This is a genomic window from Gordonia sp. SL306, from assembly GCF_026625785.1.
In the GTDB taxonomy this organism is placed as follows: domain Bacteria; phylum Actinomycetota; class Actinomycetes; order Mycobacteriales; family Mycobacteriaceae; genus Gordonia.
In genome coordinates, this window is the sequence record NZ_CP113063.1 from 416,616 (window position 1) to 441,626 (window position 25,011).

A 25,011-nucleotide genomic window follows, 5' to 3' on the forward strand; every position below is an offset into this window, starting at 1 on the left:
GGATTCCGGAAGGCCCGGCCGGCATCAGCCGGTCGGGTTACCCGGTGACTCGAACGGATTGGTGCCGTTGAACACCATCCAGACGGCGACGGCGGCACCGATCCCGACGACGAGCAACGCCAGCGACCCCCAGGCCGGTCGTCGCGCCCAGCCGCGCGGTGCATCGAGCGAGATCCGGCCCGGACCGGTCAGGATGATCGCCACCGCGCAGGCACAGAGGAGCAGTTCGAACTCGATGCCTGCGCCGTTCGGGTCGGCCGCGAAGAACCAGACCCCACCTGCCAGGGTCGCCTTGTAGGCCGCGGCCACCAACATCACACCCAGGACCGCGGACGCGGCGACCGGTGTGAACAATCCCACCACCAGCATGAGACCGCCGAGCGTCTCCGAGACCGCGCCCACGATGGCCAGGGGACGTGCGGCGTCGGGGGTGAAACCGATCGCCGGGTTGGGCGAATTGAGGAGCATGTCCTCGAATCCCGACAGTCGCGGCCCGTTCCACCAGCCGAAGAGCTTCTGCGACCCGTGCGCGAGGGCGATCACTCCGACCGCGGCACGCAATACGAGCAGCCCGATGTCGAGGGTGCCGCGGCGTGCGCGGCGCTGCGCCTCGGACAGATCCTCCTCCGCCGACCGGAGACGTTCATCGGCGACCGCCGGGGCCGCCTCGTAAGAATCCGCGACGCCGGGCACGACAGCATCGGACACACCGCTCTCGGGCACGACGGTCTCCGCAGCGGCGACCCGGGTCGGCGGGACTGCCGTGAAGTCATCGGTGCGGACGTCCTCGACCGGTTGCGGGTTTGTGCGCGGTTGCGGCGCCGCGAACCGCTGGGTCTCCGCATCGGCGGCATCGTCGGGCCGTCGAATCGCCTCGGTCGGCGTCGCGGCAGGTGCGGCGACGGTCCGCGCAGCCGGCCGGGCAGGCATCGCCTGGGTGTCGAGTTCGTCGGGATCGATGTCATCGAGGTCGTCGACTCTCGAGACGCCGGGCCGTTCGGGAAGCGCATGCCGGGCGTAGAACTCGTCCCGGTCATCCGCCGGCACCTGCCGACGACGCATCGAGGCGCCCTCGCCCAGGTCGATCTCGCCCGTCGGTTCGTCGTACGGACTGGAACCGCTGCCTGCAGCCATGTCGCGTTCGGTCACACGCCCGACTCTATGCGCTGTCGGGCGCACCTGGTTCCAGCAGCACGCGGTGAGTCGAAATCGATCACCTACTCTGGGTCGTATGCGCAAGGGGTGGCCGACAGGAATGCGTGGCCGGAAACGGTCCGCATCGGGGGGCCGGACGTATCGGGTCCGGGTCGGCGCCGTCGTCGTGATCGTCTCGGTGCTGACGATGATCAGCGGATGTGCGGACTTCTCCGCGCAGGACCGAGAGAAGGACGCCGGCACATTCAGTGCCAACAACGAGTCGCAGCAGAAGAAGCAGACGCCGCCCCCGACCCCCGCAGAGCCTCCCATCCCTCCCCCGCCGGGACCCTGTGTGGATCCTGACCCCGCCGTGATCGCGACATGCCTGACATCGACCGCGGGGGTGATGCCAGGCGACGACAAAGGCGACGTCACAGTGGTCGCCGAGCGGACGACCGGCAAGATCATCACCACCAAACGCTATGGACCGCAACGTGTCCTGGCGACGGTGCCGGTCGATGCGTCCGGCGACGGCGGACTGATCGACTTCGCGTTCTCACCCACGTACGCGCAGGACCGACTGATCTACGCATTGATCACCACCGCATCCGACAATCGCGTCGTGCGGATCGCGCCCGGCGACGTGCCGAAGCCGATTCTGACGGGTATCCCGAAGGGCGCCAACGGAAACATGGGTGCGATGTATTTCCGCAACCCTGCCGAACTGATCGTGGCGACCGGCAACGCAGGCGATCCCTCCGCCGCGGCGAGCCCGTCGTCGCTGGCCGGGAAGATCTTGTCGGTGACCGCGCTCGGATCGGGGGCCAACCCACGTCCGCGCACGCTGGCCTCCGGTCTCGGTTCCAACGTCTCGCTGTGCCCGAGCACGACGTCCGGGTCGCTGTACTTCGCCGATCAGACCGCCGCCGAGGATCGCGTGCAGGTGCTCGAATCGTCGGGCCCGAAGGTGTTGTGGACCTGGCCGGACCGGCCACAGATCGCCGGGTGCGCCGTGACGTCGGGCGCGATCTTCGTCTCCACCACGCGAACACAGCACATCGAGGCGATCAACGAACCGACCCGGCAGAAGCCTGCCATCACCCCGCCGGTGGTGGTGCTCGAGAAGCGGTACGGGGCATTGGGTCGAATGGTGGCACTGCAGAACGGCATCCTTCAGTTCGCGACGGTCAACGAGCAGTACGGAAAACCGGTGAGCACCGACGATCGAGTGGTGAAGTGGCTCCCGCCGTCATCGACCGAAGATCGCACCTGACCCGAGCTGCCCGGTTCACCTGCGGAAACTGCTGGTGACAAAATCTCGAAAACACACGCACGCGTGGACGAATGCTGGTCAGATCGAGCATCGAGCATTCATCCGTCGCGGAGGGTTCCCGTCATGGTTCGTCGTAGAGTCCTTCTCGTCCTGGCGTTCGCGTTCTCCTTGTTGTTCGGCGCCGGCGCCGTCGCCCAGGCCGCGCCGGGCCCATTCGGGCCCTTGGACCTCGGATCGCTCGGCGGTCCGACGACCCAGGGTTGTTCGGTGGCCTCGTACGACGGAAACAGCCGATACGGGCCGCAGACCTTCTCGACTCAGCCGCCGACCGGTCAGCAGTTGGCCGGCTATCAGCGTTTCGGGTCGTTCACCGGCGAGGACGCCGCCACGAAGTTCGACACGAAATACTATGACGGCGACACGAAGTGGTGGACCTATCCACCGGAGCAGGGCTATGTCCTCGACCGCAACAAGCAGCCGATCAGACACAAGAAGATGCTGCAGGTCGGAACCCGGATGGACCGGTACGGCGGCGAAGGTGGCAACTTCCTGGCGGTCCCGGGCACGAAGTATGCGGCTCGTGCCCTCCCGCCATCGAATCTCTCCGGCCCGCAGGGGCAGGAACAGTACTGCAACTATCACGTGTACGAGGTGATCAAGACGTTCTCGGTGGACACCGGCCGGATCGCTCCCTGGTTCGCGCAGCGCGGCGGCGGCATCCAGTATCAGGTGGTGAGGTCCTACCTCGACGACCCGTCGTATCCGCAGTGCATCAGCTTCATCAACCAGGACGGCACCCTGAGCGTCGGATGGTTGAAATGTGCCGGCTATCTGCGGCAGTCGTTTCCCGCCGTGAGTTGATGGTCGGGACGCCGGCCGATCGGGACGGATCGGATAATCTGCTCGACGGCGAGATGCGTGCGCGGATCGAGGATCTCGCGGTCCGGCTCGGTGCTCGTCCGGAAGACCTGCCGGTGCTCGGCTCGGTACGCGGTGAATCGACGCCCTACTGCGTACGCGGCCCCGACGGCTGGCATCTCACCGCCCGCGAGCGCGACCGCATCCTGTCCGACCGGAGCACGCCGGACCCCGACGAGTTCCTCCGCTGGGTGGCGGAGTCGATCTCCGAGCGTATGTCCTGGCGGCTGCACCCGCCGGGCTCGCCCGACTTCAGCCGCGCCTCGTGGCAGGCGCAGTACGAGATCCTGGCGTCAGTCGATCAGACGTGGGCCGACACCTGGCTCTCGACGATGCGATCCCGATTGATCGACGCAGGCGCGACTGCCGACGTCCTCGCGATGCTACCCACCCGGAGGTGACCCTTCCCGGCATGGCACCGAATCGTCACTGACAGGCGGCGATCACAAGCTCTTTCACCCGCGCCGGATCAGCCTGACCGCGGGTGGCCTTCATGACGTCGCCGACGATCTTGCCGGCCGCCTGAACCTTTCCGCCCCGGATCTTGTCGGCGATGTCGGGGTTCGCGGCCAGCGCCTCGTCGACCGCCTTCTGCAATGCCGAATCGTCGCGCACCACCTCGAGCCCTCGGTCGGCGACGATCTGCTCCGGCTCGCCTTCACCGTCGAGTACCGCCACCACGACCTGCTGGGCGAGCTTGTTGGTGAGCTTGCCCCCGTCGACCAGCCCGATCACGGTCGCGACCTGAGCAGGCGAGATCGACAGCTCCGCGAGCTCGACGGACCGGGTGTTGGCCTGCTGCGCAAGGAAGGAGACCCACCAACCGCGGGCGGCCTCCGGACTTGCACCCGCCTCGACGGTCTCGATGATCAGGTCCACCGCACCGACGTTGACGAGATCGCGCATCACCTCGTCGGAGACGCCCCACTCTTCCTGGATTCGCGCGCGCCGCACCCAGGGCATCTCCGGCAGCGTGGTCCCGAGCTCCTTGATCCACGACGGATCCGGTTGCACCGGCGGCAGATCGGGCTCGGGGAAGTAGCGGTAGTCCTCCGCGGTCTCCTTGCGCCGGCCCGCGGCGGTGGTGCCATCCTCCTCGTGGAAATGCCTTGTCTCCTGGATGATCTCACCACCGGCCTCGAGAATGGCCGCCTGGCGGCGCATCTCGTGACGCACGGCGATCTCGACACTCTTGAGCGAATTGACGTTCTTTGTCTCGGTGCGGGTACCGAACTGCGCGGCATCCTTACGCATCAGTGACACGTTGGCATCGCAGCGCATCGATCCCTGATCCATCCGGACATCGGAGACCCCGAGAGCCTTCAACAGGTCGCGCAGGGCCGTCACGTATGCACGGGCCACCTCCGGCGCGCGCTCCCCCGCACCGACGATGGGCTTGGTCACGATCTCCACCAGCGGGACGCCTGCACGGTTGTAATCCAACAACGAGTGACTGGCTCCCTGGATGCGGCCGGACCCGCCGACGTGCAACGACTTGCCGGTGTCCTCCTCCATGTGCGCACGTTCGATCTCGACGCGCCAGGGCGTTCCGTCCGGGAGCAACACCTCCAGGTACCCCTCGTAGGCGATCGGCTCGTCGTACTGGGAGATCTGGTAGTTCTTCGGCTGGTCGGGATAGAAGTAGTTCTTCCGCGCGAACACACTCGACGGCCGGATCGAGCAGTTGAGCGCGAGGCCGATCCGGATCGCCGACTCGATGGCCTTCAGGTTGGCCACCGGCAGTGCACCTGGCAGGCCGATGCACACCGGGCACACCTGGGTATTCGGGTCGGCACCGAACGTGGTCGGGCAGCCGCAGAACATCTTGGTCACGGTCCCGAGTTCCACGTGTACCTCGAGGCCCATGACCGGATCGAAATCCGCGATGACCTGGTCGTAGTCGAGCAGTTCAGTGGCAGCGGCAGTCATGGGGTCCATCTTATTGCTCCGCCCATCCCGCGACCGCATGGGTCGGCGAACTACACGCGAGAACCGGGGTCGAGGTCAGGGTCATCCCCGATGCCGCCAGGCCTTCACCTGCGTAGCGTCGGGAGTATCAGAAAGGAACCCCCCGATGACCACACCAGAACCAGCCACCACCCGATTGATGCGTTCCCGAGACGACTCCTGGCTCGGCGGAGTATGCGGGGGCATCGCCAAACGCTTCGGCTGGGACGCCACGCTCATCCGCGTCCTCTTCGTCGCCTCGATCCTGCTACCCGGACCGCAGGTGTTGCTGTACCTGGTGCTCTGGGTCGTCATCCCGCGTGAGCCCGTTGCGCAGCCGCCGGTCATGGCCTCGCCGATCACCTATCCGTCGTCGAGTCCGTAGACCATCACCCGAAGATGACGCGGATCTCCTGATACTGGTCGGACGGCACCGACTTCTCGTTGGCGAGGGCATCGGCGAAGTCGACGTGCACGATGTCTGTGCCGCGCAACGCGACCATCTTGCCCCAGCCCTTGTCGGCGCAGAGGTCGGTGACCGCCATACCGAGTCTCGTGGCCAGCACCCGGTCGAACGCGGTGGGAACGCCGCCTCGCTGGATGTGGCCGAGCACCGTCGAGCGGGTCTCGATGCCGGTGCGTTCCTGGATGAGCGGGGCCAGCACCTCGCCGATGCCGCCGAGCCGCGGCCGATTGAAGCCGTCGAGTCCTTTGTCGGAGTAGGCCTGATCCATGTCGGGCAGCTTGAATCCCTCCGCGACCACGACCATCGGTGCACGTCCGCGATTCTTGACACTGGTCGCCCAGGCGCAGATCTGGTTGAGACTCTCCGGCTGCTCCGGGATCAGGATCGCGTGCGCACCACCCGCGATACCCGAGTAGAGGGCGATCCACCCGGCGTGGCGGCCCATGACCTCCAAGACCATGCACCGTTTGTGCGAGTTGCCGGTCGTCCGGAGCCGGTCGATCGCCTCGGTGGCGATCTCCACCGCGGTGTTGAAGCCGAAGGTGTAGTCGGTGGCGTCGAGGTCGTTGTCGATCGTCTTGGGTACGCCGACGATGTTGATGCCGTCCTCGTAGAGTCTCTTCGACGCCGAAGCCGTGCCCTCGCCGCCGATCGCGATGACACCGTCGATTCCGAGGTTCTTCAGCACTTTCTTGATGGCCTCGGGGCCACCGTCGGGCTCCTGATACGGGCCGAAGCGACTGGTGCCCAGGATCGTTCCGCCCTCGTGCGAGAGACCGCGGACGCGGGTGCGGTCCAGCTCGATGATGTCGCCGTAGACGAGGCCATACCAGCCATCTTTGAAGCCGACGAACTCGTGGCCGTAGACGGTCTCACCCTTGAGTACTGCACCGCGGATCACCGCGTTCAGTCCAGGGCAGTCGCCGCCACTGGTGAGAATGCCGAACCTCTTGGCCATACCCTGGGACCTCCATGCCGACCGACGTCATACGTACGCCACTCAATCTAGTGGGCGGGGCGATCATCTGCCGGACGTCGCACATCCCGGACGGCGCGCCGACCGAAGAGGGCGCCGCTACTTGAGCCCGTTCTCGTAGGCGAAGACGACGGCCTGCGCGCGATCGCGCAGGCCCAGCTTGCCGAGCACGCTGCTGACGTGTGTCTTCACGGTCTGCTCGGAGACGAACAGATCACCGGCGATCTCCGCGTTCGACTTGCCGTCCGAGACCAGGTCGAGCACCTCCCGCTCACGGGGCGTGAGATGTTCGACAGCGGCGTTCCGCGGTGCCCGTCCGCGCCGCGAGGTCACCTCGGCGATGAGTCGCCGGGTGATCGAGGGCGCCAACAGGGCCTCGCCCGCGGCGACCACCCGAACTGCTCGGACCAGCTCGTCGGCAGGCGCGTCCTTGAGCATGAATCCCGACGCACCGATGCGCAGGGCCTCGAAGACATAGTCGTCGATGTCGAACGTGGTCAGCATGAGCACCCGGGTGGGGGTTCCGTCGCTGGGACGTGATGCCGAGCGCAGGATCTCCTCGGCGGCCCGCAGCCCGTCCTTGCGCGGCATCCGCACATCCATCAGGACCACATCCGGCCGCACCCGCGCACAGAGCTCGACTGCCTCGACCCCGTCCGCGGCGTCACCGAGAACCGAGATGTCGGATTGCGCGGCGAGCAGGGCCGAGAACCCCTGACGCACCATCGCCTGATCGTCGACGACCACCACGGTGAGAGCCACGAATCAGAGCCTATTCGCCCGCGCGCAACGTCGACGCGGCGACACCGACTGTGTGACCACCCCGTTCGGGGATCAGTGCGTGGACCACGAAGCCCCCGTCGTCGCAGGGCTCGGTGGTCAGTACTCCCCCTACCGCCGAGGCCCGCTCGATCATCCCGGGGATTCCGGTGCCGGGCCCCGCGATCCGGACGGGTTCCGATGTCGGGGCCGAATTGCGGACCTCGATCTCGGCGGTCCCGTCACCCGCAGGCGCGATCCGCACCTCGATCCGGGCGCCCGGCGCATGTCGGGTGGCGTTGGCGAGACTCTCCTGCACGATCCGGTAGATGACCAGGCTCGAGGCATCACCGATGCCGTCGTGGTCGACCGAATCGGAGAGATCGACGACGGCCCCGGCCATCCTCGTCTGCATCACCAGTCCGTCGAGGTCACCGAGGCCGGGGTTGGGAGCCGACAGCACCTCCCCGTCGGTCCGCAGCACACCGAGCAGCTGACGGACCTCGTCGAGTGAGGCACGCGCGGACACTGCGATCGCCTCGAATTCCGCCGCCGCTTCGTCACTCACGTCGTCGAGTCGGTATCGCGCAGTCTGCGCCATCACGACCACGACCGACATCCGGTGCGCCACAACATCATGAAGATCCCGGGCAATCCGGGTCCGCTCCTGCAGGATCGCCTTCTGGGATTCCACCAACTGGGTCTGCTCGGTGCTCTGAGCTAGTTGACGGCGCGAACGCGAGAGGAAACGCACCAGGGCCACCACCACCGCGAGGAAGGTCAGCCCGAACACCCACCCACCGCGCGCACCGGGTGGCGCGGCGATCGCGAACACGATCGCGGTGCAGACCCAGACGACGGGCACCCACCGCAGCGCACAGCGAACATAGGCGAAGAACGTCAACACCAGCAGGGCGATCAGATGGGTCACCTGAATCGACCACGGCCAGCCGTTGACGGTGGGCACCACGATCCCGATCATCTGTGCCGAGACGACCGAGATCGCCCAGCCGATCAGTGGCGCCGACCACGCGAGCGCGACCGGGAAGGCTGCGAACGCCGCGACGACCGGCAGTGCATAGGTCGGCATCGAATGGGTCAGCGGCAGCGTCGGCCACGAAACCGAGTAGAGGACCACGGCCGTCGTCAGGAAGAACCAGTTGGCCCGCGACGCGAAGTAGCGGCGGACTGCCGGGTCCTGGACGGCCGGCAGACCTTGGATCTCGCGCACCGCCGCCGTCCCGGCCGTGCCGATCAACGACCTCGTTCGTCGGAACATTCTCATCACCTCGACTGTCCACGGTATGCGGGCACGACCTCGCACGTCCTCATACTCGAGAGGGATTCCGTTCTCCCCCGTCCGGAGCAGAGACTTCGACCCACTCCCGACCACGCGACGGTGACTTATTCACCGTTAAGGCCGATGTGGCATAGTGCCGTGGATTCGTAACTTCGACGCCATGAGAAATCACAGAAACGACCGGCCCCGAGGGCGCCGGAGCTTGGTCATCCTCATTCTCATCGCCGCAGCCACAACGATTCTCGGTCTCGGCTACGGTGCGTCCGATGCACGGTCATCGTCCGAGGCGGACATACCGGGCGCCGCCCCGACGGCCCTGCCGCCGACGCCAGGTGATCTGGCCACGCCGGCCGGCCGGATGGTGTGGGACCTCACATCCGGTCATCCCGATCGCGTCGCACGCGAGCTACCACCGGAGTTCACTGCAGACCTCGGCTACCGGCCGCGGGTCGTCGCCGGTTATCCGGTCAATCCGAGCGGCGGCTGCTCCTCACCGGTGACATTGCCCCGGCGGTTCGAGGTCTTGTGCCGGTCCCACGACTTCGGTTACGACATACTGCGTTACGCCGCGGAGACCGGGCATCCCCTGGGCGGATGGGCGCGCGTGAACCTGGACCGTCTACTCGTCGACCGGATGCACGCGTCGTGTACTTATCCGCTGTGTGACGCCGCCGCCACCGCGACGGAAGTGGCCCTCCGCCTCAATACCTGGCGGCAATACGACGGCCCCCCCACCGCTGTCGAGTCCGCGACGCAGATCGTGTCGTCCGGCGTCGGACGGGGATGGGCAGACCTCCTCGACCGACGAGCCGATACGCCGCAATGAGCGCCGCCGCACCCCCGTTCGGGCCGGTGCGGTACCCACGACGAGCCACCTTCACCCCACCCCACCCTGCCGTCTCGATCGCAGCGGCCCTGGGTGCGGTGATGGCGCTGTGGCCGTGTGGGCTCCCCCGATCCGGGATCGTCTCGGGCGCCCTCACCGCCCTGTGCGTGGGAATCGCAACGACCGCAGCACTTGTCGCCACCCGGCGCCGCACCGCGAAACCGGCCCAGGCGGTCGCAGCCGTCGCCGGGGCAGCCGGTGCGCTGGCCTCGATGTCGCTGCTCAGTCTGTCGTGGCAGAACTCACTCCGCACGGATCTGGGCGCACCACAGGCCGGTGTGAGCTGGCTCGCCGCCTCGATCGTCCCTGCCGCACTGCTGTTCACGGCGATCGTCTCGTTGCCACGGACCACCGCGATGATCGGTGCGACGGTGGTGGCGGTCGCCGCGGGATACCTTCCGGCAGCTCAGGCCGACGACGCGCCGTCCTCACCCCACACACCGGCCGGCGTGATCTACGGCCTCGACGACGGCACGTCGTTGACGAGTCGCAGCCGGGACCTCGCTACGCGATGGGTGGACGCGGGGGGCCTCGACCTCCGGGCCGTGGTGATCGCCGTGCCGACCGGCTCCGGGTGGATCGACGCCACCGCCGTCGCCGGCTATGAGGACCGATTTGCCGGGCATGTCGCGATTCTCGCCATCCAGTACGCCCAGATGCCGTCGTGGCGGGCGTTTGTCGGCGACCGCTCGGCGGCCGGACGCAGCGCGGTCGCTCTGCTCCACGAGGTGATCGACCGCACCATGGACCGCCCGCCGGATCGACGACCACGCATCCATCTCTACGGACAGAGCCTCGGAGCCATCGGCGCGGAGGAGGCCAGGGTCTGGGCGGGCGACCACCGCCCCGGCGCGGTCGCCGAGACGCTGCTGGCGGGGGTCCCCGGAGACGCCGTCGGCGACGACCCGGGAGCGGGCGCGCGACGGGTCGTCCTGGCCAACGCGTCCGACCCGATCCCGCGGTGGTCCCCATCGCTGATCTGGCGACCGGCGCGGCAACCGCAGGGCACGGTGGTCATCGGACGATCCGTCCGCCACCCACCGTGGTTACCGGTTGTCGGCTTCCTGCAGACGAGTACAGATCTGCTCGGGTCGCTCGACGGCGCTCCGGGCGTCGGTCACCGATACGGCCAGGAGCAGTCGTCGAGCATGTCCTCGACGACCGACGGCGGGTGACGGGTCAGCCGACGGGCCCGCGTGCAGCCTCGTAGGCAGCACCCACCCGGTAGAGGCGATCGTCGGCGAGTGCGGGGGCCATGATCTGCAGGCCGACCGGCATCCCGTCGTCGGCGGACAGTCCGGACGGCACCGACATCGCGCCGATCCCTGCCAGGTTCACCGGCAGCGTGCAGAGATCGAACAGGTACATCGCCAGCGGATCGTCGACCTTCTCGCCCAGGTCGAACGCGGTCGTCGGGGTGGTCGGCGACACCAGGACGTCGACCTTCTCGAACGCGTCGGCGAAGTCCCGGGCGATCAGGGTCCGGACCTTCTGCGCCTGTCCGTAATACGCGTCGTAATAGCCCGACGACAGCGCGTAGGTGCCGATCATGATGCGGCGCTTGACCTCCGGCCCGAAACCCTGGTCGCGGGTCAACGCCATGACCTCTTCCGCGCTGTGCTTGCCGTCGTCGCCGACCCGGAGGCCATACCGCATGGCATCGAAACGCGCGAGGTTCGACGACACCTCCGACGGCAGGATCAGGTAGTACGCGCCCAACGCATAGGTGAAGTGCGGGCACGACACCTCGACGACCTCGGCACCGCGGTCGGTGAGCACCTGGAGGGCCGCGCGGAACGAATCCAGTACGCCCGCTTGATAACCCTCGCCCTGGAGTTCAGTGACCACACCGATCCGGACACCCGAAAGATCTTGCTGCGCACCGAACTCGGCTGCGGCAACCACATCGGGGACAGGCGCGTCGATCGAGGTGGAGTCACGCTTGTCGTGTCCGGCGATCACCGAGTGGAGCAGAGCCGTGTCGAGTACGGTGCGCCCGCACGGCCCGCCCTGGTCGAGCGACGATGCGCACGCCACCAGGCCGTAGCGCGACACCGTGCCGTAGGTCGGCTTCACGCCGACCGTCGCGGTGACGGCGGCCGGCTGGCGGATCGATCCGCCGGTGTCGGTGCCGATGGCCAGCGGAGCCTGATACGACGCGAGCGCTGCCGCGCTGCCGCCGCCAGACCCTCCCGGGATCTTGTCGGTGTTCCACGGGTTGCGGGTCACCTGATACGCGGAGTTCTCGGTCGAGCTGCCCATCGCGAACTCGTCCATGTTGGTCTTGCCGAGGATCGGGATGCCTGCGGCGCGCAGCCGCTCGGTCACGGCCGCGTCATACGGCGGCACCCACCCTTCCAGGATCCTGGAGCCACAGGTGGTCGGCGCGTCGACCGTGGTGAACACGTCTTTCAGTGCGATCGGGACGCCGGCGAGCGGCGACGGCGCCTCACCCGACGCGATCGCGTCGTCCGCGGCCTTGGCCGCCACCAGCGCCTCGGCACCGCTGATGTGCAGGAAGGCACCGAGCTGGTCGTCGATCTCGGCGATCCGGTCCAGGTGGGCCTGGGTGACCTCGACCGACGACACCTCGCGGCTGCCGATCTTCGCGGCGAGATCGGCGGCCGAGAGGCCGGTGATCTCCCCGGCGACCCGTGATGAATCGGTCACTGTTCCTCCCCCAGGATCTGCGGTACCGCGAACCGGTCCTGCTCGACGGCGGGCGCGCCGGACAGTGCCTGCTCAGTGGTCAGGCAGGGCTCCTCGACGTCTGGACGGAGCACATTCGCGAGGGCGGCGGGGTGCGCGGTGCCCGGCACGTCGTCGGCCGCCACCTCCGACACCTTGGCGACATGCGCCAGGATCGAATCGAGCTGCGTCGCGTACTGGTCGAGTTCGTCGTCGGTCAGCGCGAGCCGGGACAGCCGAGCCAGATGCGCGACCTCCTCCCGAGAGATCGCCGACCCTGATCCGCTGGACATGCCAGGTCCTTTCGCCGTGTCGTGCGTGGTCTGCCCATCAGCCTATGGGAGTGCACCGGGGCGGCGTCGTCGCGGTGGTCAGTCCAGCCATCGATGGAGCCGGGCGGTCAGCCATGGCAGCACTACGTAGACCATCAACGGTGTGTTGACGAGCGTGGCGATCAGCGTCGTGACCGCCACCGGTAGTGCGTGCAGGTGACTGATCAGCAACAGGTTGACGGCCAGCGACAGTGGGAAGAAGCCCAGCCAGATGGTGATCGCCTGCTTCCAGCGCGGCGGCGGAGCACCGGCGTCGCCGTGCACGCGTACCGCGTTGGTCAGGTGCTGTTGCGGCTCGAACCAGCCCTCGATGCCCGACAGCCGGTGCGTCGCGTACTCCACGGCGACCCCCTCACCTCGTGACAGCCACGCCTTGCGCACCGGCGAGCGAACCCAGTCGTCCATGGCCTGCTCGTCGGCGAACCGATAGACCACGTAGTACTCGTCGTCGATCCGGGAGTTGCGGAGCCAGCCGCCGCCGAGGAATCCCGGGAACGTGCGGGCCAGGGCTATCCCGGCGTCCGTCCAGGCCACGAAGTCGTGTTCGCGACCGGACTGGATCCGTCGTGCGACCGACGTGGTGACCTGGGTGGAACCGTCGCCTCCTCGGTCGGTCGGGGTATCGGCAGCCATGGGTTCATGGTGACCGTTCCCTGCGCGGTACGCACATCGCCGGCCGCACCGGATGCCTCACCGCACGCGGCTCGATCGGTGGTGCGACAATGGCGGGCGTGTCTTACCTGCTGCGGGTGTACCTCCAGGACCGGCCGGGCAGTCTCGGATTGCTCGCCGTCCAGCTGGGTTCGGTGGGGGCCGACATCCTCTCGCTCGAGGTCGTGGAACGCGGCGACGGCTATGCCGTCGACGACCTCGTGGTCGAGGTGTCCCCGGGTTCTCTGCCCGACGCTCTGATCACGGCGGCCGAGAAGCTCAACGGCGTCCGAGTCGACTCCATCAGGCCGTATTCGGGGGTGCTCGACACACATCGGGAGCTCGAACTGGTCGACCAGGTCGCGACGGTGGGGCGCGATCGTCTGCAGGTTCTCGTCGACAACGCCCCTCGTGTGTTGCGCGTCTCCTGGGCCATGGTCGTGACCGATGCCAGCGGCGGCGTTCTGCAATTGTTCGGCAGTTCGGGTGCTCCGGAGACGCCACTGACGCATGTCGACTGGCTGCCACTGCGCGACGCCGCGCAGCTCGACGGTGAGGGCGACTGGGTACCCGATGCGTGGAAGGACATGGACACCCGGATGGCCGCGGCCCCACTCGGCAACGGGGACAAGGCGATTCTCCTCGGCCGTATCGGTGGCCCCGATTTCCGGCCGTCGGAGGTGGCCCGTCTCGGCTACCTCGCGGGCATCATCAGTACCGTTCTGCGCGCGGAGAGCTGACGTATGACGGCGCCGGCCGTCTCAGCCCGCCCGACTCAACCCTGGCCGGGATCCCCCGTCTCGAGAAGACGTTTGAAGGCGTCCTCGTCAAGGACCGGGACGCCGAGCTGTTCGGCCTTGGCGGCCTTGCTGCCGGGCGAATCACCCACCACGACGAAGTCGGTCTTCTTGGACACCGACCCCGACGCCTTGCCGCCGCGCACCAGAATCGCCTCCTTGGCGCCGTCGCGCGAGAAGTCCTCGAGTGAACCGGTCACCACGACGGTCTTGCCCTCCAGCGTCCGGGCGATCGACTCGTCACGCTCGTCCTCCATGGAAACGCCTGCGGCACGCCATTTCTCGACGACATCACGGTGCCAGGCGACGGCAAACCAGTCCCGGATGCTCTGCGCCAGCGTCGCTCCGAGTCCCTCGACGTCGGCCAGATCGTCGGCACTCGCGTCCTCGATCGCCTGCAGCGATCCGAACTCGGTGGCGAGGGCACGTGCCGCGGTCGGCCCGACGTGCCGGATGGACAATCCCACCAGGACCCGCCAGAGCGGTGCCTTCTTGGCGTTCTCGAGATTCGCGATCAGCCGCTTGCCGTTGGCGGACAGGGCTCCTGCCTTGGTGGTGAAGAGATCGGTCTTCACGAGATCGTCGGCGGTCAGGCCGAACAGGTCGCCCTCGTTGACGATCACTCCGGACGTCAGCAGCGCGGTCGCAGCCTCGTAGCCGAGGGCCTCGATGTCGAACGAGCCGCGCCCGGCCAGGTGGAACAGTCTCTCCCGTAACTGCGCCGGGCAGGATTCCGTGTTGGGACAACGGATGTCGGCGTCGCTGTCCTTCTCCGGCCGGAGTTCGGTCCCGCACTCGGGGCAGTGAGTCGGCATTACGAACTCGCGTTCGCTCCCGTCGCGGACGTCGACGACCGGACCCAGGACCTCGGGGATCACATCACCGGCCTTGCGGATGGTGACGGTGTCACCGATCAGCACGCCCTTGCGCTTGACCTCGGACTCGTTGTGCAGCGTCGCGCGGGCCACCGTCGATCCGGCGACCAGGACCGGCTCCATGAACGCGAACGGCGTCACACGCCCGGTCCGCCCCACCCCGACCTTGATGTCGAGGAGTTTGGTGGTCGCCTCCTCGGGCGGATATTTGTAGGCGATGGCCCATCGAGGGGCGCGCGACGTCGCACCCAGCCTGCGCTGGAGGGTGACATCGTCGACCTTGACGACGATCCCGTCGATCTCGTGTTCGACGTCGTGGCGGTGTTCACCCCAGTAGGCGACCTTGTCGAGGATCTGCGCGGCGCCGTCGAGTTTGGTGGTGTGGGCGGACACCGGCAGACCCCACGCGCCGATCGCCAGATAGGCATCGTGCAGCGACGCCGGTCGCCAGCCCTCGGTGTGCCCGATGCCGTGACAGATCATCCGGAGTCGACGCCGGGCCGTCACCTGCGGATTCTTCTGACGTAGCGATCCCGCAGCAGAATTGCGCGGGTTCGCGAACGGCGGCTTGCCGTCGGCGACCAGGGACGCGTTGAGCGCCGCGAAGTCCTCCCCGCGGAAGAACACCTCTCCGCGCACCTCCAGCACATGCGGGATCGGGAAGTCGTCGGATGCGGCCAGTCGGTTGGGGATGTCCTCGATGGTGCGCGCGTTGAGGGTGACGTCCTCCCCCGTCCGGCCGTCGCCACGGGTGACGGCACGGGTGAGCGTGCCGTCGGTGTAGACGAGGGCCAGCGCGACACCGTCGATCTTGAGTTCGCAGAGGAAGTCGACGCCGCTGCCCGTCTCGGCTTCCACCCGGTCCACCCAGGCTCGCATCTCGTCGGAGTCGAAGACGTTGTCGAGGGACAACATCCGCTCGAGATGGTCGACCGGTGTGAATGCCGTCGAGAACCCGCCGCCGACGAGCTTGGTCGGCGAGTCGGGGGTCGCGAGTTCCGGATGCGCGTCTTCGAGTTCCTGCAGCCGGCGGAGCAGATGGTCGAACTCCCCGTCCGTGACGATCGGTGCGTCCTTGACGTAATACCGGAACTGATGGTCGCGGATCTCGTCGGCGAGCGCGGTCCACTCTTCGCGCAGGTCGCCGCTCTGATCGGTGGTGCCGACTTCTTCTGCCACGACCTGAGCCTATCGGAGGAGACCGACATCTCCGGCCTGCCGACCCGCCCTATCCTGGGTTCATGCCCCACCCGATCATGTTCGACGACGCCGATCCCGTGCTCGCTCGCGTGCGGGAGATCGCGCTGGCGTTACCCGACACCACCGAAGTGGTCGCCCACGGCCGCCCGACATTCCGGTGCGGGAAGATGTTCGGCAACTACGGCGGCGGCGTCAAGGGCAGCAAGGTACGACACGATCAGTCCATCCTGTTCATTCCCGACGAGTCGGAACGTCCGGCCCTACTTGACGACTCGCGGTTCTTTCTGCCCGCCTATCTCGGAGCGTACGGATGGCTGGGCCTGGTGCTCGACGAGTTGTCCGACTGGGTGGAGGTCGGCGAACTCCTCGACGCCAGCTATCGACAGATCGCGCCCCGGCGATCCATCGCCAAGTTGTCGACGCCCGACTGACCCGGCCATCAGGACCGATACCAATCCGACTGCGCCCCTTCAAGGTACGACAAATCCGACAAGTCGGTGACTTGCCCACCGCGCGGTGACCGGGGTCTAGGCTGGGTTCGCAGTCGACCCGGGAGGTTCGGATGTCCACGGCCGCAGCGTCACCGCGCGAACGGCTCACCCCAGACCAGCGCAACTCGTTCGCCGCCGCCTATCTCGGATGGGCGATGGATGCGTTCGACTATTTCCTGGTGGTGTTGATCTACGCCGACATCGCCGAGGATTTCGACGTGCCGCTGGATCAGATGGCCCTGATCACCACGATGACCCTCATCATGCGGCCGGTCGGCGCGTTCATCTTCGGCCTGTGGGCGGACCGCAAGGGCCGCAAGATCCCGCTGATGGCGAACGTCGTGTTCTACAGCTTCGTCGGATTCCTCTGCGCGTTCGCGCCCAACTTCTGGATCCTGATGATCCTGCGCATGCTCTACGGCATCGGCATGGGCGGCGAGTGGGGCCTGGGTGCCGCACTGGCGATGGAGAAGATCCCCGTCTCACGCCGCGGCTTCTTCTCGGGCTTCCTGCAGAGCGGGTACTCGATGGGCTACCTGTGCGCCTCACTCGCGTTCCTGCTGCTCAACACGTGGCTGGGACTCAGCTGGCGCTGGATGTTCGCCCTCTCGATCATCCCGGCGCTGATCAGTCTGCTCATCCGGGCCAAGGTCGAGGAGTCCGAGGCGTGGCGGGCCACCCGGGAGCGGGTGAAGCAGACCCAGACCTCGGTCCGCGACCTCCTGGCCAATCCGGTGATCTGGCGGCGATTCATCTTCTTGGTGCTGCTGATGACGGCGTTCAACTGGATGAGCCACGGGACCCAGGACATCTATCCGACCTTCCTGAAGGCGACCGAGCACGGCGGGGCGGAACTCGCCAAGAGCACGGCGACCTGGATCGCGGTGATCTACAACGTCGGTGCGATCATCGGCGGCCTCATCGCCGGCGCGCTGTCCGAACGGTACGGCCGCAAGGTGCTGATCGTCGCGTGCGCACTTCTCGCACTGCCGATCGTGCCCCTGTTCGCCTACTCCACCACCGCAGGCAGTCTGGCCCTGGGGGCGTTCCTGATGCAGGTGATGGTCCAGGGCGCCTGGGGTGTGATCCCCGCCCATCTGACCGAACTGTCACCCGACGAGATCCGTGGGTTCTACCCCGGTGTGACATATCAGTTGGGCAACTGCCTGGCCGCGTTCAATCTCCCCATCCAGGAGCGCCTCGCCGAGGGACACGGCTATCCGTTTGCGTTGTCGGTGACGATCGTGCCGGTCCTGATCGTCGTGATCGTGCTGACGACGCTCGGCAGGGAACGCAAGGGCGTGGTGTTCGGGACCACGCAGACAAGTGCGCAGTCCACCGTCGACGCCGAGTCCGGCTGACGCTCTCCCCCGGAAGGAGTCGGACTCTCCCGACAGCGAGCTAGAGGGCCGTCGGGTCGGCGGCCAGCAGTTCGCCTGCTGCCGCGCAGAGACCGAGGGCGGCCTTCGCCCACGCCGGGGTGGCACCTGCCAGACCGCACGTCGGACTGACCATGACGTTGTGCGACAGCACTTTCCGATCCAGGCCGATTCTGTCGGTGAGCGCCGCGAGGCGCGTGGCGACGATCTCAGCGCGGAGTTCCCGATCGCCACGGACGGCCGGGACGACACCCGCCACCAGCACATCGCCCCGGTCGATCACCGATCCGATGCCGTCGAGGTCCGTGGTGGTGGGCGAGGTGACGTCGAGCGACCATGCGACGCCCCGGAGTCGTTCGACCAGATCCCAGCGCGGCGCCGCGCAGCTGTGGACGATCGTCGGACGGCCGACCTGTTCGACCACCCCGTGCAGGGACTCGGCGACGTCGGCCACCGGCACCGCGGGAATGGTGTCGAAACGCGTCAGGGGCGTCACCGCACCATCGATGACCTGGCCGATCATCGGCTCGTCGAGTTGCACGACGACCTCGGCACCGAGCCGTCGGGTCACCTCGCCGACGAGTTCGCGGAGTCCCTCCGCCGTGGAGGCCACCACGTCGTGCCACGCGCCGTGGTCGCGCAACACCTTGTGTCCGGCGCGGAGCTCCACCGACGCAGACAAAGTGAACGGGCCACATGCCTGGATCTTGAACGGTCGGCCCGTCCCGCGGAAACCCGCTCTGTCCCAGAGCTCCTCGACGGCATCGAGGTCGGCGCGCAAGAAGTCCCGGGAGCTCCGGGAGATCGCCGACCCGCGAGCGGCGAGCCGATAGCCCCACGTTCCCGCATCCATCGGCAGATCCACCAGGACCGCCGCCATGCGACCGACCATGTCGGCGCCGGCGCCCCGGTCCGGTAGTTCGGCGAGGTGGGCGAGATCCAGTTCGCCGTTGATCACCGCAGCGGTCTCTCGCGGATCGGTCCCCGGCATCGAACCGATGCCGGTGCCGACACCGCCGCCGAGGCCGTGATTCGGTTGGTTCACGCGTTACGACCGGACACGACCGGGTCCGGGCGCACGCCCGACGCCGGATCGGAATCGGTCGCCAGGATGCGCCCCGAGCCCAGCACCAGGTCGCCCTGCTCCGCGTCGGGCAGATAGAGGACCGCGGCCTGCCCCTTGGCGACGCCGGTCAGCGGTGTGCGCAGGGCGATCTCGATCACCGGTCGACCGTCGCGGACGGTCGGGGTCGCGACGACCGGGGCGAGGCCGCCGTGTGCACGGACCTGGACCATCGCCTCGAACGGCCCGTCCGGTGCGGTGCCGGCGGTCCAGACGGGCCGATGTGCGGTGATCGACCAGACGTCGAGACGGGCGGCCGAGCCGACGGTGACCGTCCCCGAGTCCGGGTCGATCTCCGTCACGTAGCGGGGCCTGCCGTCGGAGGCCGGAGCCTCGATCCCCAGGCCCTTGCGCTGACCGATGGTGAAGCCGTGGACGCCGTCGTGGTCGGCGAGCCGGTCGCCGGTGTCGGCATCGACCACCGCCCCCGGCCGGATGCCGATGTTCGCGCCGAGGAACGCGCGGGTGTCACCGGTCGGGATGAAGCAGATGTCGTGCGAGTCGGGCTTCTCGGCGACCGCAAGGCCACGCCGTGCGGCCTCGGCGCGGATCTCCCCCTTGGGGGTGTCGCCCACCGGGAACATCGCCCGGGACAGCTGGTCGGCGGTGAGCACCGCGAGCACGTAGGACTGGTCCTTGTCCTCGTCGACGGCACGGCGCAGCTCACCGCCGTCGAGGCGGGCGTAGTGACCGGTCGCGAGGGCGTCGAACCCGAGCGCCGCAGCCTTCTGGGCGAGCGCGGAGAACTTGATCTTCTCGTTGCAGGTCAGACACGGATTCGGGGTCTCTCCCGCGGCGTAGGCGTCGACGAACTCGTCGATGACGTCGTCCTTGAAGCGATCGGCGAAGTCCCACACATAGAAGGGAATCCCGAGAACGTCCGCGACTCGTCGGGCATCCGACGCGTCCTCTCGCGAGCAACAACCGCGAGAGCCGGTGCGCAGGGCCCCGGGGGCGGTCGAGAGCGCCAGGTGCACCCCGACGACGTCGTGTCCGGCGTCCACCGCACGGGCGGCGGCCACCGACGAGTCGACGCCGCCGCTCATCGCTGCCAATACTCGCATCAGCGTCCCTTTCCTGTCGGTGACGAGACCAGTCCCGCGGCCCGTGCGCGATCGACGACCTGGCCGATCACCTCGGCCACCGCGTCGACATCGGCTGCCGTTGAACTCGGCGCGAGGGAGAAACGCAAGGATCCGCGTGCCGTCGAGACGTCGAGTCCCATGGCCAGCAGGACGTGACTCGCCTGAGCCACCCCGGCGGTGCAGGCGGATCCCGTGGAGCACTCGACGCCGTTGGCGTCGAGCAGCATCAACAGGGAGTCGCCCTCGCATCCGTCGAAGGAGACGTGAACATTTCCGGGCAGTCGCCGCTCGTCGCGGGGCCCGTTGACGGTGGTGTCCGGCACGTCGAGCAGGGCGTCGAACAGCCGGTTGCGGAGTGCGACGACGTGCTCGGTGGCAGCAGGCATGTGCTCGATCGACAGTCGCAGCGCGGTCGCCATACCCACCGCACCGGCCACGTCCTGGGTGCCCGACCGCACGTCGCGCTCATGTCCGCCGCCGTGCAGCAGGGGTACACATTCGACGTCGCGGCGCAGAAGCAGCGCGCCGACTCCCTGCGGCCCACCGAATTTGTGCGCGGCCAGACTCAGCGCCGACAGTCCGCTCGTCCCGAAATCGACCGGGATGTGGCCGACGGCCTGGATGGCGTCCGAGTGCACGGGGATTCCGAACTCGGCACCGACCGCTGCGATCTCGGCGATCGGCTGGATCGTCCCGACCTCGTTGTTGGCCCACATGATCGAGATCAACGCGGTCTCGTCCGCGTGCGCCGCCAATTCGGCGCGCAACCACGACGACGAGACGAAGCCCTGGGCGTCGACCGGTGCGATCACGAGTTCGGCGCCGGCCGCATCGGCGAGCCAGGTCGCCGGATCGAGAACCGCATGATGCTCGACGGCCGACACGACGACCCTGCGCCGCTCGGGATTCTCCCGGCGGCGAGCCGCATAGATGCCCTTGAGCGCGAGGTTGTCGGACTCGGTGCCACCGCCGGTGAAGATCACCTCGGAGGGCCGTGCACCCACCGACGAGGCGATGGATTCCCTCGCCTCTTCGAGTCTGCGTCGAGCCCAGCGACCCGAACCGTGCAACGACGACGCGTTGCCCGGCTGCGCGAAGACAGCCGTCATCGCCTCGACGGCGTCGGGAAGCATCGCTGTCGACGCAGCGTGGTCGAGGTAGACCGGGGCTCGAGAAGGCATGGACATGTCGTTGCAAGGATAAACGCGCGAACACCGCCGACCAATTCCCGCGCATCGGACAACGGGGATCACACTGCGATGACCATCGGTTCCGATCGCTCAGCTGTCGAGCAGCAACACCGGTTTGATCGTGGCGCCGGTGAGCGAATCGGTCGCTGCGCGCTCGATCTCGGCGAACGGGTAGACGGTGATCAGGTCGTCGAGCGGCAGCTGCCCGGCGGCGTACAGGTCCGCGAGCTCGGGGATGATCTCGTCCGGCACCACGTCGCCTTCGATGACGCCCCGGATCGCCACCCCTTTGTACAGCACGGACATCACGTCGAACTCGAGGCTGCGACCGATCCCGACCAGCGCTATGTCGCCGCGCGACTCGGCGGCCGCAACGGCCGCGGCGAACACGTCCTGACGAGCGGTGGTGTCGATGGCGTGGTCCGTGCCTCGCCCGTGCCGGGCGACCACCTCGGCGGCGAGGTCGTCGGTGGTGGCGGGGTCGATGGTCGCGCACGCCCCGAATTTCTCGGCGATGGCCCGACGAGCGGCGATCGGATCCACTGCCACCACCCGCGCTCCGGCACGGGCCGCGGCCAGCACCGAACACAGGCCGACACTGCCCGCGCCGTACACGGTGAGCGTCGCACCGGGCGCCGGCCGGAGGACCCTGGTCACCGTGCCGTAGCCGGTCTGCACCCCGCAGCCGAGCGGGGCCGCGATGACCGGCGGCAGGGTGTCCGGCACCGGAATCGTGTTGTCCTCGTGGGTGATCGCATACGTGGCGAAGCTGGACTGACCGAAGAAGCCGCCGAAGATGGGGGCGCCGTCGCGGGTGAGCGTCGGCGTGCCGTCCGGCCGTCCGGCCGTGTTGAGGCCCGCGGTGCAGTACGCGGGGTGTCCGGCGCAGCATTGCGTGCAGGTGCGGCAACTGCGGTAGGTCAGCGACACCGCCTCGCCGGGACGCACGCGCGTGACCCCTGGTCCGACGGCCTCGACCACCCCGGCACCCTCATGGCCGAACACCTGCGGGCATCGTCGCGTCGACCAGGTCGCGCGCATCCCCAGATCGGTGTGGCAGATGCCGACCGCCCGAATCCGTACAAGCACCTCACCGGTGCGTGGTGCATCGATCTCGAGCGGTGTCACCTCGAACGGGCCGCCGGGCACCGAGACCACGGCGGCGTCGATCCGCACCCGTCAGACCCGTTCGAGCAGGAAGTACAGGTGGCGACCGTCGACGACCGCAGCCTTGCCGTTCATGATGCCCATGACGGTGTTCTCGTCCACTTTCTTGAAATGGTCGATGACGGCCTGCCCGTCGTAGACCATCGACGCCGTGACCTCGCCGCGGAACTCGACCGCCCACAGGCTTGCCTCGCCCTTGCCGAGTTCGGTGTTCGAGAACAGGTCGCCGTTCTCGTCTCGGCACATCAGCGGTTGAACGTCGGAACGCGACGTGAAGGTCTTGCCGAACCAGCCCGCCTTGTCCAGCAGACCGTTGACCGGATGTCCGGTGGTGAACTCGTCGCCCTTCCACGCGCCGAACATCTCCTCCGGACGCAGGGTTTCCAGGGCGGTCCACACCGCGTCGAGTTCGGCGTCGTCGACCAGGCCGGTCACGGACCTGAGTTCGGTGAATCGTGCCCGGGCCTCGGCTCGGGACAGGGCCGGTGCGGAAGTCATGGCTGAAACGCCTCCTGGTGATCATCACGACGCCGGGCGGGCGCCCGGCTCAGAGATACAACATATATGAGATATGTTCCAGGGTCAGGCGGTGGACGGCGGTCAGGACGTGACCAGACGTTCGCAGCGGGTGGCCAGGGTCCGACGATCGGTGTCGGGCAGCTGCGACTCGTGCACACGGATGTCGACCGTCAGGCCGCGCGCCCGCAGGACGCGACGCAGGGTGTCCAACGGCGTGTCGTCGCCGATGAAACCAGGGACGGAGGTCGGCGATCCGTCCATCGCGGTGAACACCAGTCGGATCGGTGTCACCGGGACACCGGCATCGATCGCGGCCTGGAAGAACGCCGGACGGAACCGCCCGGCCTCTCGCCCACACCACGTGGTGCCCTCCGGGAACACCGCGACCGATCGGTCCCGGTGGAGTTCATCGACCGCGCTGCGAATCGTCGTGGGGAGCTCGCGCAGTGAGGCCCGCTCGACCGGGATGATGCCGAGGCGCCGTGCCAGACCCGAGATCACCGGCATCGTCGTCACGTCGGACTTGGCGACGAAATGCGAGGGGCTCACCACTGCGACCGCCAGGATGTCGAGGTAGGAGATGTGATTGGCGACGACCAGGCCCCTGGATGTCCCGGCGAACGGGCGCCGGTCGTCGATGCGGACGCAGACGCCGAGAGCGGCCAGCAGGTGTCTCGCTGCCCGGCTGAGGAACCGCCGGCGCAGCAGCCGCGGGGCGAGCGCCACCATCGGTCCGAACGTGGCGAGGAAACACACGACCGCCATCAACCGGACCATCCGGACGATCACCACCACGCGGTTCACCACGGCCGGTGTCTGCTCGCGACAGTGATCGCCGCACCGGCTCACCGGGTACCACGCGTGGCGTGTGTCCGGTCGGGCCGGCGCGACGACCGGCGCAGGGGTCGGTGCCGTGGCCGATCGCGGCTGCGAAAGCCCCGGCGCGGCCAGCGCGGCCGTCATGCGCGCGCTCCCACCGCGAGCCGGTCGACGCACGACCGCATTCGTTCGAGATACCGGTCGTTCCCGTGTCGCCGGTCGAGCACGGTGACGAAGTCCCCCACGTCGAATGCGGCATCGTGCGCCGGTTCACCGCAGACGCGAGCACCGAGCCGCAGATAGCCACGCATCAGAGCGGGCATCGCCACCACATCCGGCGGTCCGATGTCGTCGAGACGCCGCCCGTCGATGTTCACGGGCAGATGCGGATACACCTGCCAGGCCGCCTGATGTCGATCCCGCAGGACGTCGCGAACACCGCGTAGCGAGCTTGCTCGCGGACCCGGTCCGCTCAGCGGCACCGACACACAACCCATCAGGTAGCGAAGGCCGGTGTCGTCGAGGTGGCGCAGGAGCGCCGCCCACATCAGCGCGGTCGTCGTGCCCTGGCGATGACCCGGGGCCACCACGGCGCGGCCCATCTCCACGGTGTCCGCGGCGATGCAGGCGAGTTCGCGGACGTCGAACTCGGTGCCGGTGTACCACCCGCCGGCGGCCGCGGCGCGTGACGGCGACAGCAGCCGGGCCGACCCGATGAGCCCCTCGTCGGTGTGGCGGACCACCAGATGCTCGCAGAACTCGTCGAATCGGTCGCCGTCGCGGCGGGTGATCGGGTCACCGATGACGTCGGCGAAGCCGGGTTCCGCCCCGAACACCCGGTAGCGCAACTCCTGGATCTCGACGATGTCGGCGGGATCCTCGGTGAGACCCACGACCACCGGGCCGGCCATCAGGAGCGGACGGGCGACGCCGGTACGGGTCGGACTGGGCGCGAGTGTCATGCCCTGATGACATCCACCACGGACGACGGGGCGCCAACGGCGGCGTGTCATGTCGGTGCTGGGCCGGTGAA

At 67.9% G+C, this 25,011-nt stretch carries 25 protein-coding genes; 9 read left to right on the plus strand and 16 right to left on the minus strand.

Features of this window, described 5'->3' with window-relative positions; all coding sequences use genetic code 11:
- Positions 1-24: 24 nt before the first annotated feature.
- Entirely contained in the window at positions 25-1,149 is a 1,125-nt protein-coding gene (locus tag OVA31_RS01950; RefSeq protein WP_267629453.1) for a DoxX family protein, read from the minus strand.
- Positions 1,150-1,342: 193 nt separating this feature from the next.
- On the opposite strand from OVA31_RS01950, the gene OVA31_RS01955 reads away from it, so the two are divergent.
- The 3 genes from OVA31_RS01955 to OVA31_RS01965 all read left to right on the plus strand — a co-directional run bounded on the left by OVA31_RS01955 (position 1,343) and on the right by OVA31_RS01965 (position 3,729).
- Positions 1,343-2,410 carry a PQQ-dependent sugar dehydrogenase gene (locus OVA31_RS01955; RefSeq protein WP_267631370.1) on the plus strand — a complete coding sequence of 356 codons (1,068 nt, stop codon included), beginning with the start codon at positions 1,343-1,345 and terminating at the stop codon, positions 2,408-2,410.
- Between the two features lie 123 nt (positions 2,411-2,533).
- A complete protein-coding gene (locus OVA31_RS01960) occupies positions 2,534-3,271 on the plus strand; it encodes a TNT domain-containing protein (RefSeq protein ID WP_267629454.1) in 738 nt (245 codons plus the stop codon).
- Positions 3,271-3,729 (plus strand): Imm63 family immunity protein, encoded by a 459-nt coding sequence (locus OVA31_RS01965; protein WP_267629455.1) that lies wholly within the window; start codon positions 3,271-3,273, stop codon positions 3,727-3,729. Before OVA31_RS01960 ends, OVA31_RS01965 begins: the two co-directional genes overlap by 1 nt.
- 25 nt (positions 3,730-3,754) lie before the next feature.
- Here OVA31_RS01965 and gatB read toward each other — a convergent pair whose 3' ends face one another.
- Positions 3,755-5,257, minus strand: a complete 1,503-nt coding sequence (gatB, locus tag OVA31_RS01970) for an Asp-tRNA(Asn)/Glu-tRNA(Gln) amidotransferase subunit GatB (protein WP_267629456.1) — start codon at positions 5,255-5,257, stop codon at positions 3,755-3,757.
- Between the two features lie 145 nt (positions 5,258-5,402).
- Between gatB and OVA31_RS01975 the strand changes: the two genes are divergently transcribed.
- Positions 5,403-5,660, plus strand: a complete 258-nt coding sequence (locus OVA31_RS01975) for a PspC domain-containing protein (RefSeq protein WP_267629457.1) — start codon at positions 5,403-5,405, stop codon at positions 5,658-5,660.
- 4 nt (positions 5,661-5,664) lie between these two features.
- Here the strand turns inward: OVA31_RS01975 and OVA31_RS01980 are convergent, their stop codons facing one another.
- From OVA31_RS01980 to OVA31_RS01990, 3 genes are all read right to left on the minus strand, one after another.
- Complete coding sequence (locus OVA31_RS01980) at positions 5,665-6,699, minus strand: 6-phosphofructokinase (RefSeq protein WP_164309069.1); 1,035 nt, start codon at positions 6,697-6,699, stop codon at positions 5,665-5,667.
- 117 nt (positions 6,700-6,816) lie between these two features.
- Positions 6,817-7,479: a response regulator gene (locus OVA31_RS01985; RefSeq protein WP_267629458.1), complete on the minus strand. Its 663-nt coding sequence runs from the start codon at positions 7,477-7,479 to the stop codon at positions 6,817-6,819.
- 10 nt (positions 7,480-7,489) lie between these two features.
- Complete coding sequence (locus OVA31_RS01990; protein ID WP_267629459.1) at positions 7,490-8,755, minus strand: sensor histidine kinase; 1,266 nt, start codon at positions 8,753-8,755, stop codon at positions 7,490-7,492.
- 223 nt (positions 8,756-8,978) lie between these two features.
- Between OVA31_RS01990 and OVA31_RS01995 the strand changes: the two genes are divergently transcribed.
- On the plus strand, positions 8,979-9,602 hold the full coding sequence (locus OVA31_RS01995; RefSeq protein WP_267629460.1) for a hypothetical protein: 624 nt from the start codon (positions 8,979-8,981) through the stop codon (positions 9,600-9,602).
- Positions 9,599-10,837 (plus strand): alpha/beta-hydrolase family protein, encoded by a 1,239-nt coding sequence (locus OVA31_RS02000; RefSeq protein WP_267629461.1) that lies wholly within the window; start codon positions 9,599-9,601, stop codon positions 10,835-10,837. Before OVA31_RS01995 ends, OVA31_RS02000 begins: the two co-directional genes overlap by 4 nt.
- A 4-nt stretch (positions 10,838-10,841) precedes the next feature.
- Here the strand turns inward: OVA31_RS02000 and gatA are convergent, their stop codons facing one another.
- From gatA to OVA31_RS02015, 3 genes are all read right to left on the minus strand, one after another.
- A complete protein-coding gene (gatA, locus tag OVA31_RS02005) occupies positions 10,842-12,332 on the minus strand; it encodes an Asp-tRNA(Asn)/Glu-tRNA(Gln) amidotransferase subunit GatA (protein ID WP_267629462.1) in 1,491 nt (496 codons plus the stop codon).
- Positions 12,329-12,643, minus strand: coding sequence for an Asp-tRNA(Asn)/Glu-tRNA(Gln) amidotransferase subunit GatC (gene gatC, locus OVA31_RS02010; protein WP_267629463.1), 315 nt, complete (start codon positions 12,641-12,643; stop codon positions 12,329-12,331). Before gatC ends, gatA begins: the two co-directional genes overlap by 4 nt.
- A 78-nt stretch (positions 12,644-12,721) precedes the next feature.
- Positions 12,722-13,315, minus strand: a complete 594-nt coding sequence (locus tag OVA31_RS02015; protein ID WP_267629464.1) for an antibiotic biosynthesis monooxygenase — start codon at positions 13,313-13,315, stop codon at positions 12,722-12,724.
- 89 nt (positions 13,316-13,404) lie between these two features.
- Here OVA31_RS02015 and OVA31_RS02020 point away from each other — a divergent pair, with 89 nt between their 5' ends.
- Entirely contained in the window at positions 13,405-14,073 is a 669-nt protein-coding gene (locus tag OVA31_RS02020) for an amino acid-binding protein (protein WP_267629465.1), read from the plus strand.
- A gap of 35 nt (positions 14,074-14,108) precedes the next feature.
- On the opposite strand, the gene ligA is transcribed toward OVA31_RS02020, so the two are convergent.
- Positions 14,109-16,184, minus strand: a complete 2,076-nt coding sequence (gene ligA, locus OVA31_RS02025) for an NAD-dependent DNA ligase LigA (protein WP_267629466.1) — start codon at positions 16,182-16,184, stop codon at positions 14,109-14,111.
- Between the two features lie 62 nt (positions 16,185-16,246).
- Between ligA and OVA31_RS02030 the strand changes: the two genes are divergently transcribed.
- Both OVA31_RS02030 and OVA31_RS02035 read left to right on the plus strand, forming a co-directional pair.
- Positions 16,247-16,636 (plus strand): MmcQ/YjbR family DNA-binding protein, encoded by a 390-nt coding sequence (locus tag OVA31_RS02030; RefSeq protein WP_267629467.1) that lies wholly within the window; start codon positions 16,247-16,249, stop codon positions 16,634-16,636.
- 131 nt (positions 16,637-16,767) lie between these two features.
- The gene (locus OVA31_RS02035; protein ID WP_267629468.1) at positions 16,768-18,057 is read left to right on the plus strand and encodes an MFS transporter; all 1,290 of its coding nucleotides are present in this window, start codon (positions 16,768-16,770) and stop codon (positions 18,055-18,057) included.
- A 40-nt stretch (positions 18,058-18,097) separates the two neighbouring features.
- On the opposite strand, the gene OVA31_RS02040 is transcribed toward OVA31_RS02035, so the two are convergent.
- From OVA31_RS02040 to OVA31_RS02070, 7 genes are all read right to left on the minus strand, one after another.
- On the minus strand, positions 18,098-19,120 hold the full coding sequence (locus tag OVA31_RS02040) for a vitamin-B12 independent methionine synthase (RefSeq protein ID WP_267629469.1): 1,023 nt from the start codon (positions 19,118-19,120) through the stop codon (positions 18,098-18,100).
- Entirely contained in the window at positions 19,117-20,262 is a 1,146-nt protein-coding gene (gene mnmA / locus OVA31_RS02045; protein WP_267629470.1) for a tRNA 2-thiouridine(34) synthase MnmA, read from the minus strand. Before mnmA ends, OVA31_RS02040 begins: the two co-directional genes overlap by 4 nt.
- Complete coding sequence (locus OVA31_RS02050; RefSeq protein WP_267631371.1) at positions 20,262-21,464, minus strand: cysteine desulfurase family protein; 1,203 nt, start codon at positions 21,462-21,464, stop codon at positions 20,262-20,264. Before OVA31_RS02050 ends, mnmA begins: the two co-directional genes overlap by 1 nt.
- A 99-nt stretch (positions 21,465-21,563) precedes the next feature.
- Entirely contained in the window at positions 21,564-22,649 is a 1,086-nt protein-coding gene (locus tag OVA31_RS02055; RefSeq protein ID WP_267629471.1) for an NAD(P)-dependent alcohol dehydrogenase, read from the minus strand.
- A 3-nt stretch (positions 22,650-22,652) separates the two neighbouring features.
- Positions 22,653-23,138 (minus strand): DUF4334 domain-containing protein, encoded by a 486-nt coding sequence (locus OVA31_RS02060; RefSeq protein ID WP_267629472.1) that lies wholly within the window; start codon positions 23,136-23,138, stop codon positions 22,653-22,655.
- A 102-nt stretch (positions 23,139-23,240) separates the two neighbouring features.
- Positions 23,241-24,122: a lysophospholipid acyltransferase family protein gene (locus OVA31_RS02065; protein WP_267629473.1), complete on the minus strand. Its 882-nt coding sequence runs from the start codon at positions 24,120-24,122 to the stop codon at positions 23,241-23,243.
- Positions 24,119-24,940 (minus strand): GNAT family N-acetyltransferase, encoded by an 822-nt coding sequence (locus OVA31_RS02070; protein WP_267629474.1) that lies wholly within the window; start codon positions 24,938-24,940, stop codon positions 24,119-24,121. The genes OVA31_RS02065 and OVA31_RS02070 overlap by 4 nt, the downstream gene beginning before the upstream one ends.
- Positions 24,941-25,011: the final 71 nt, after the last annotated feature.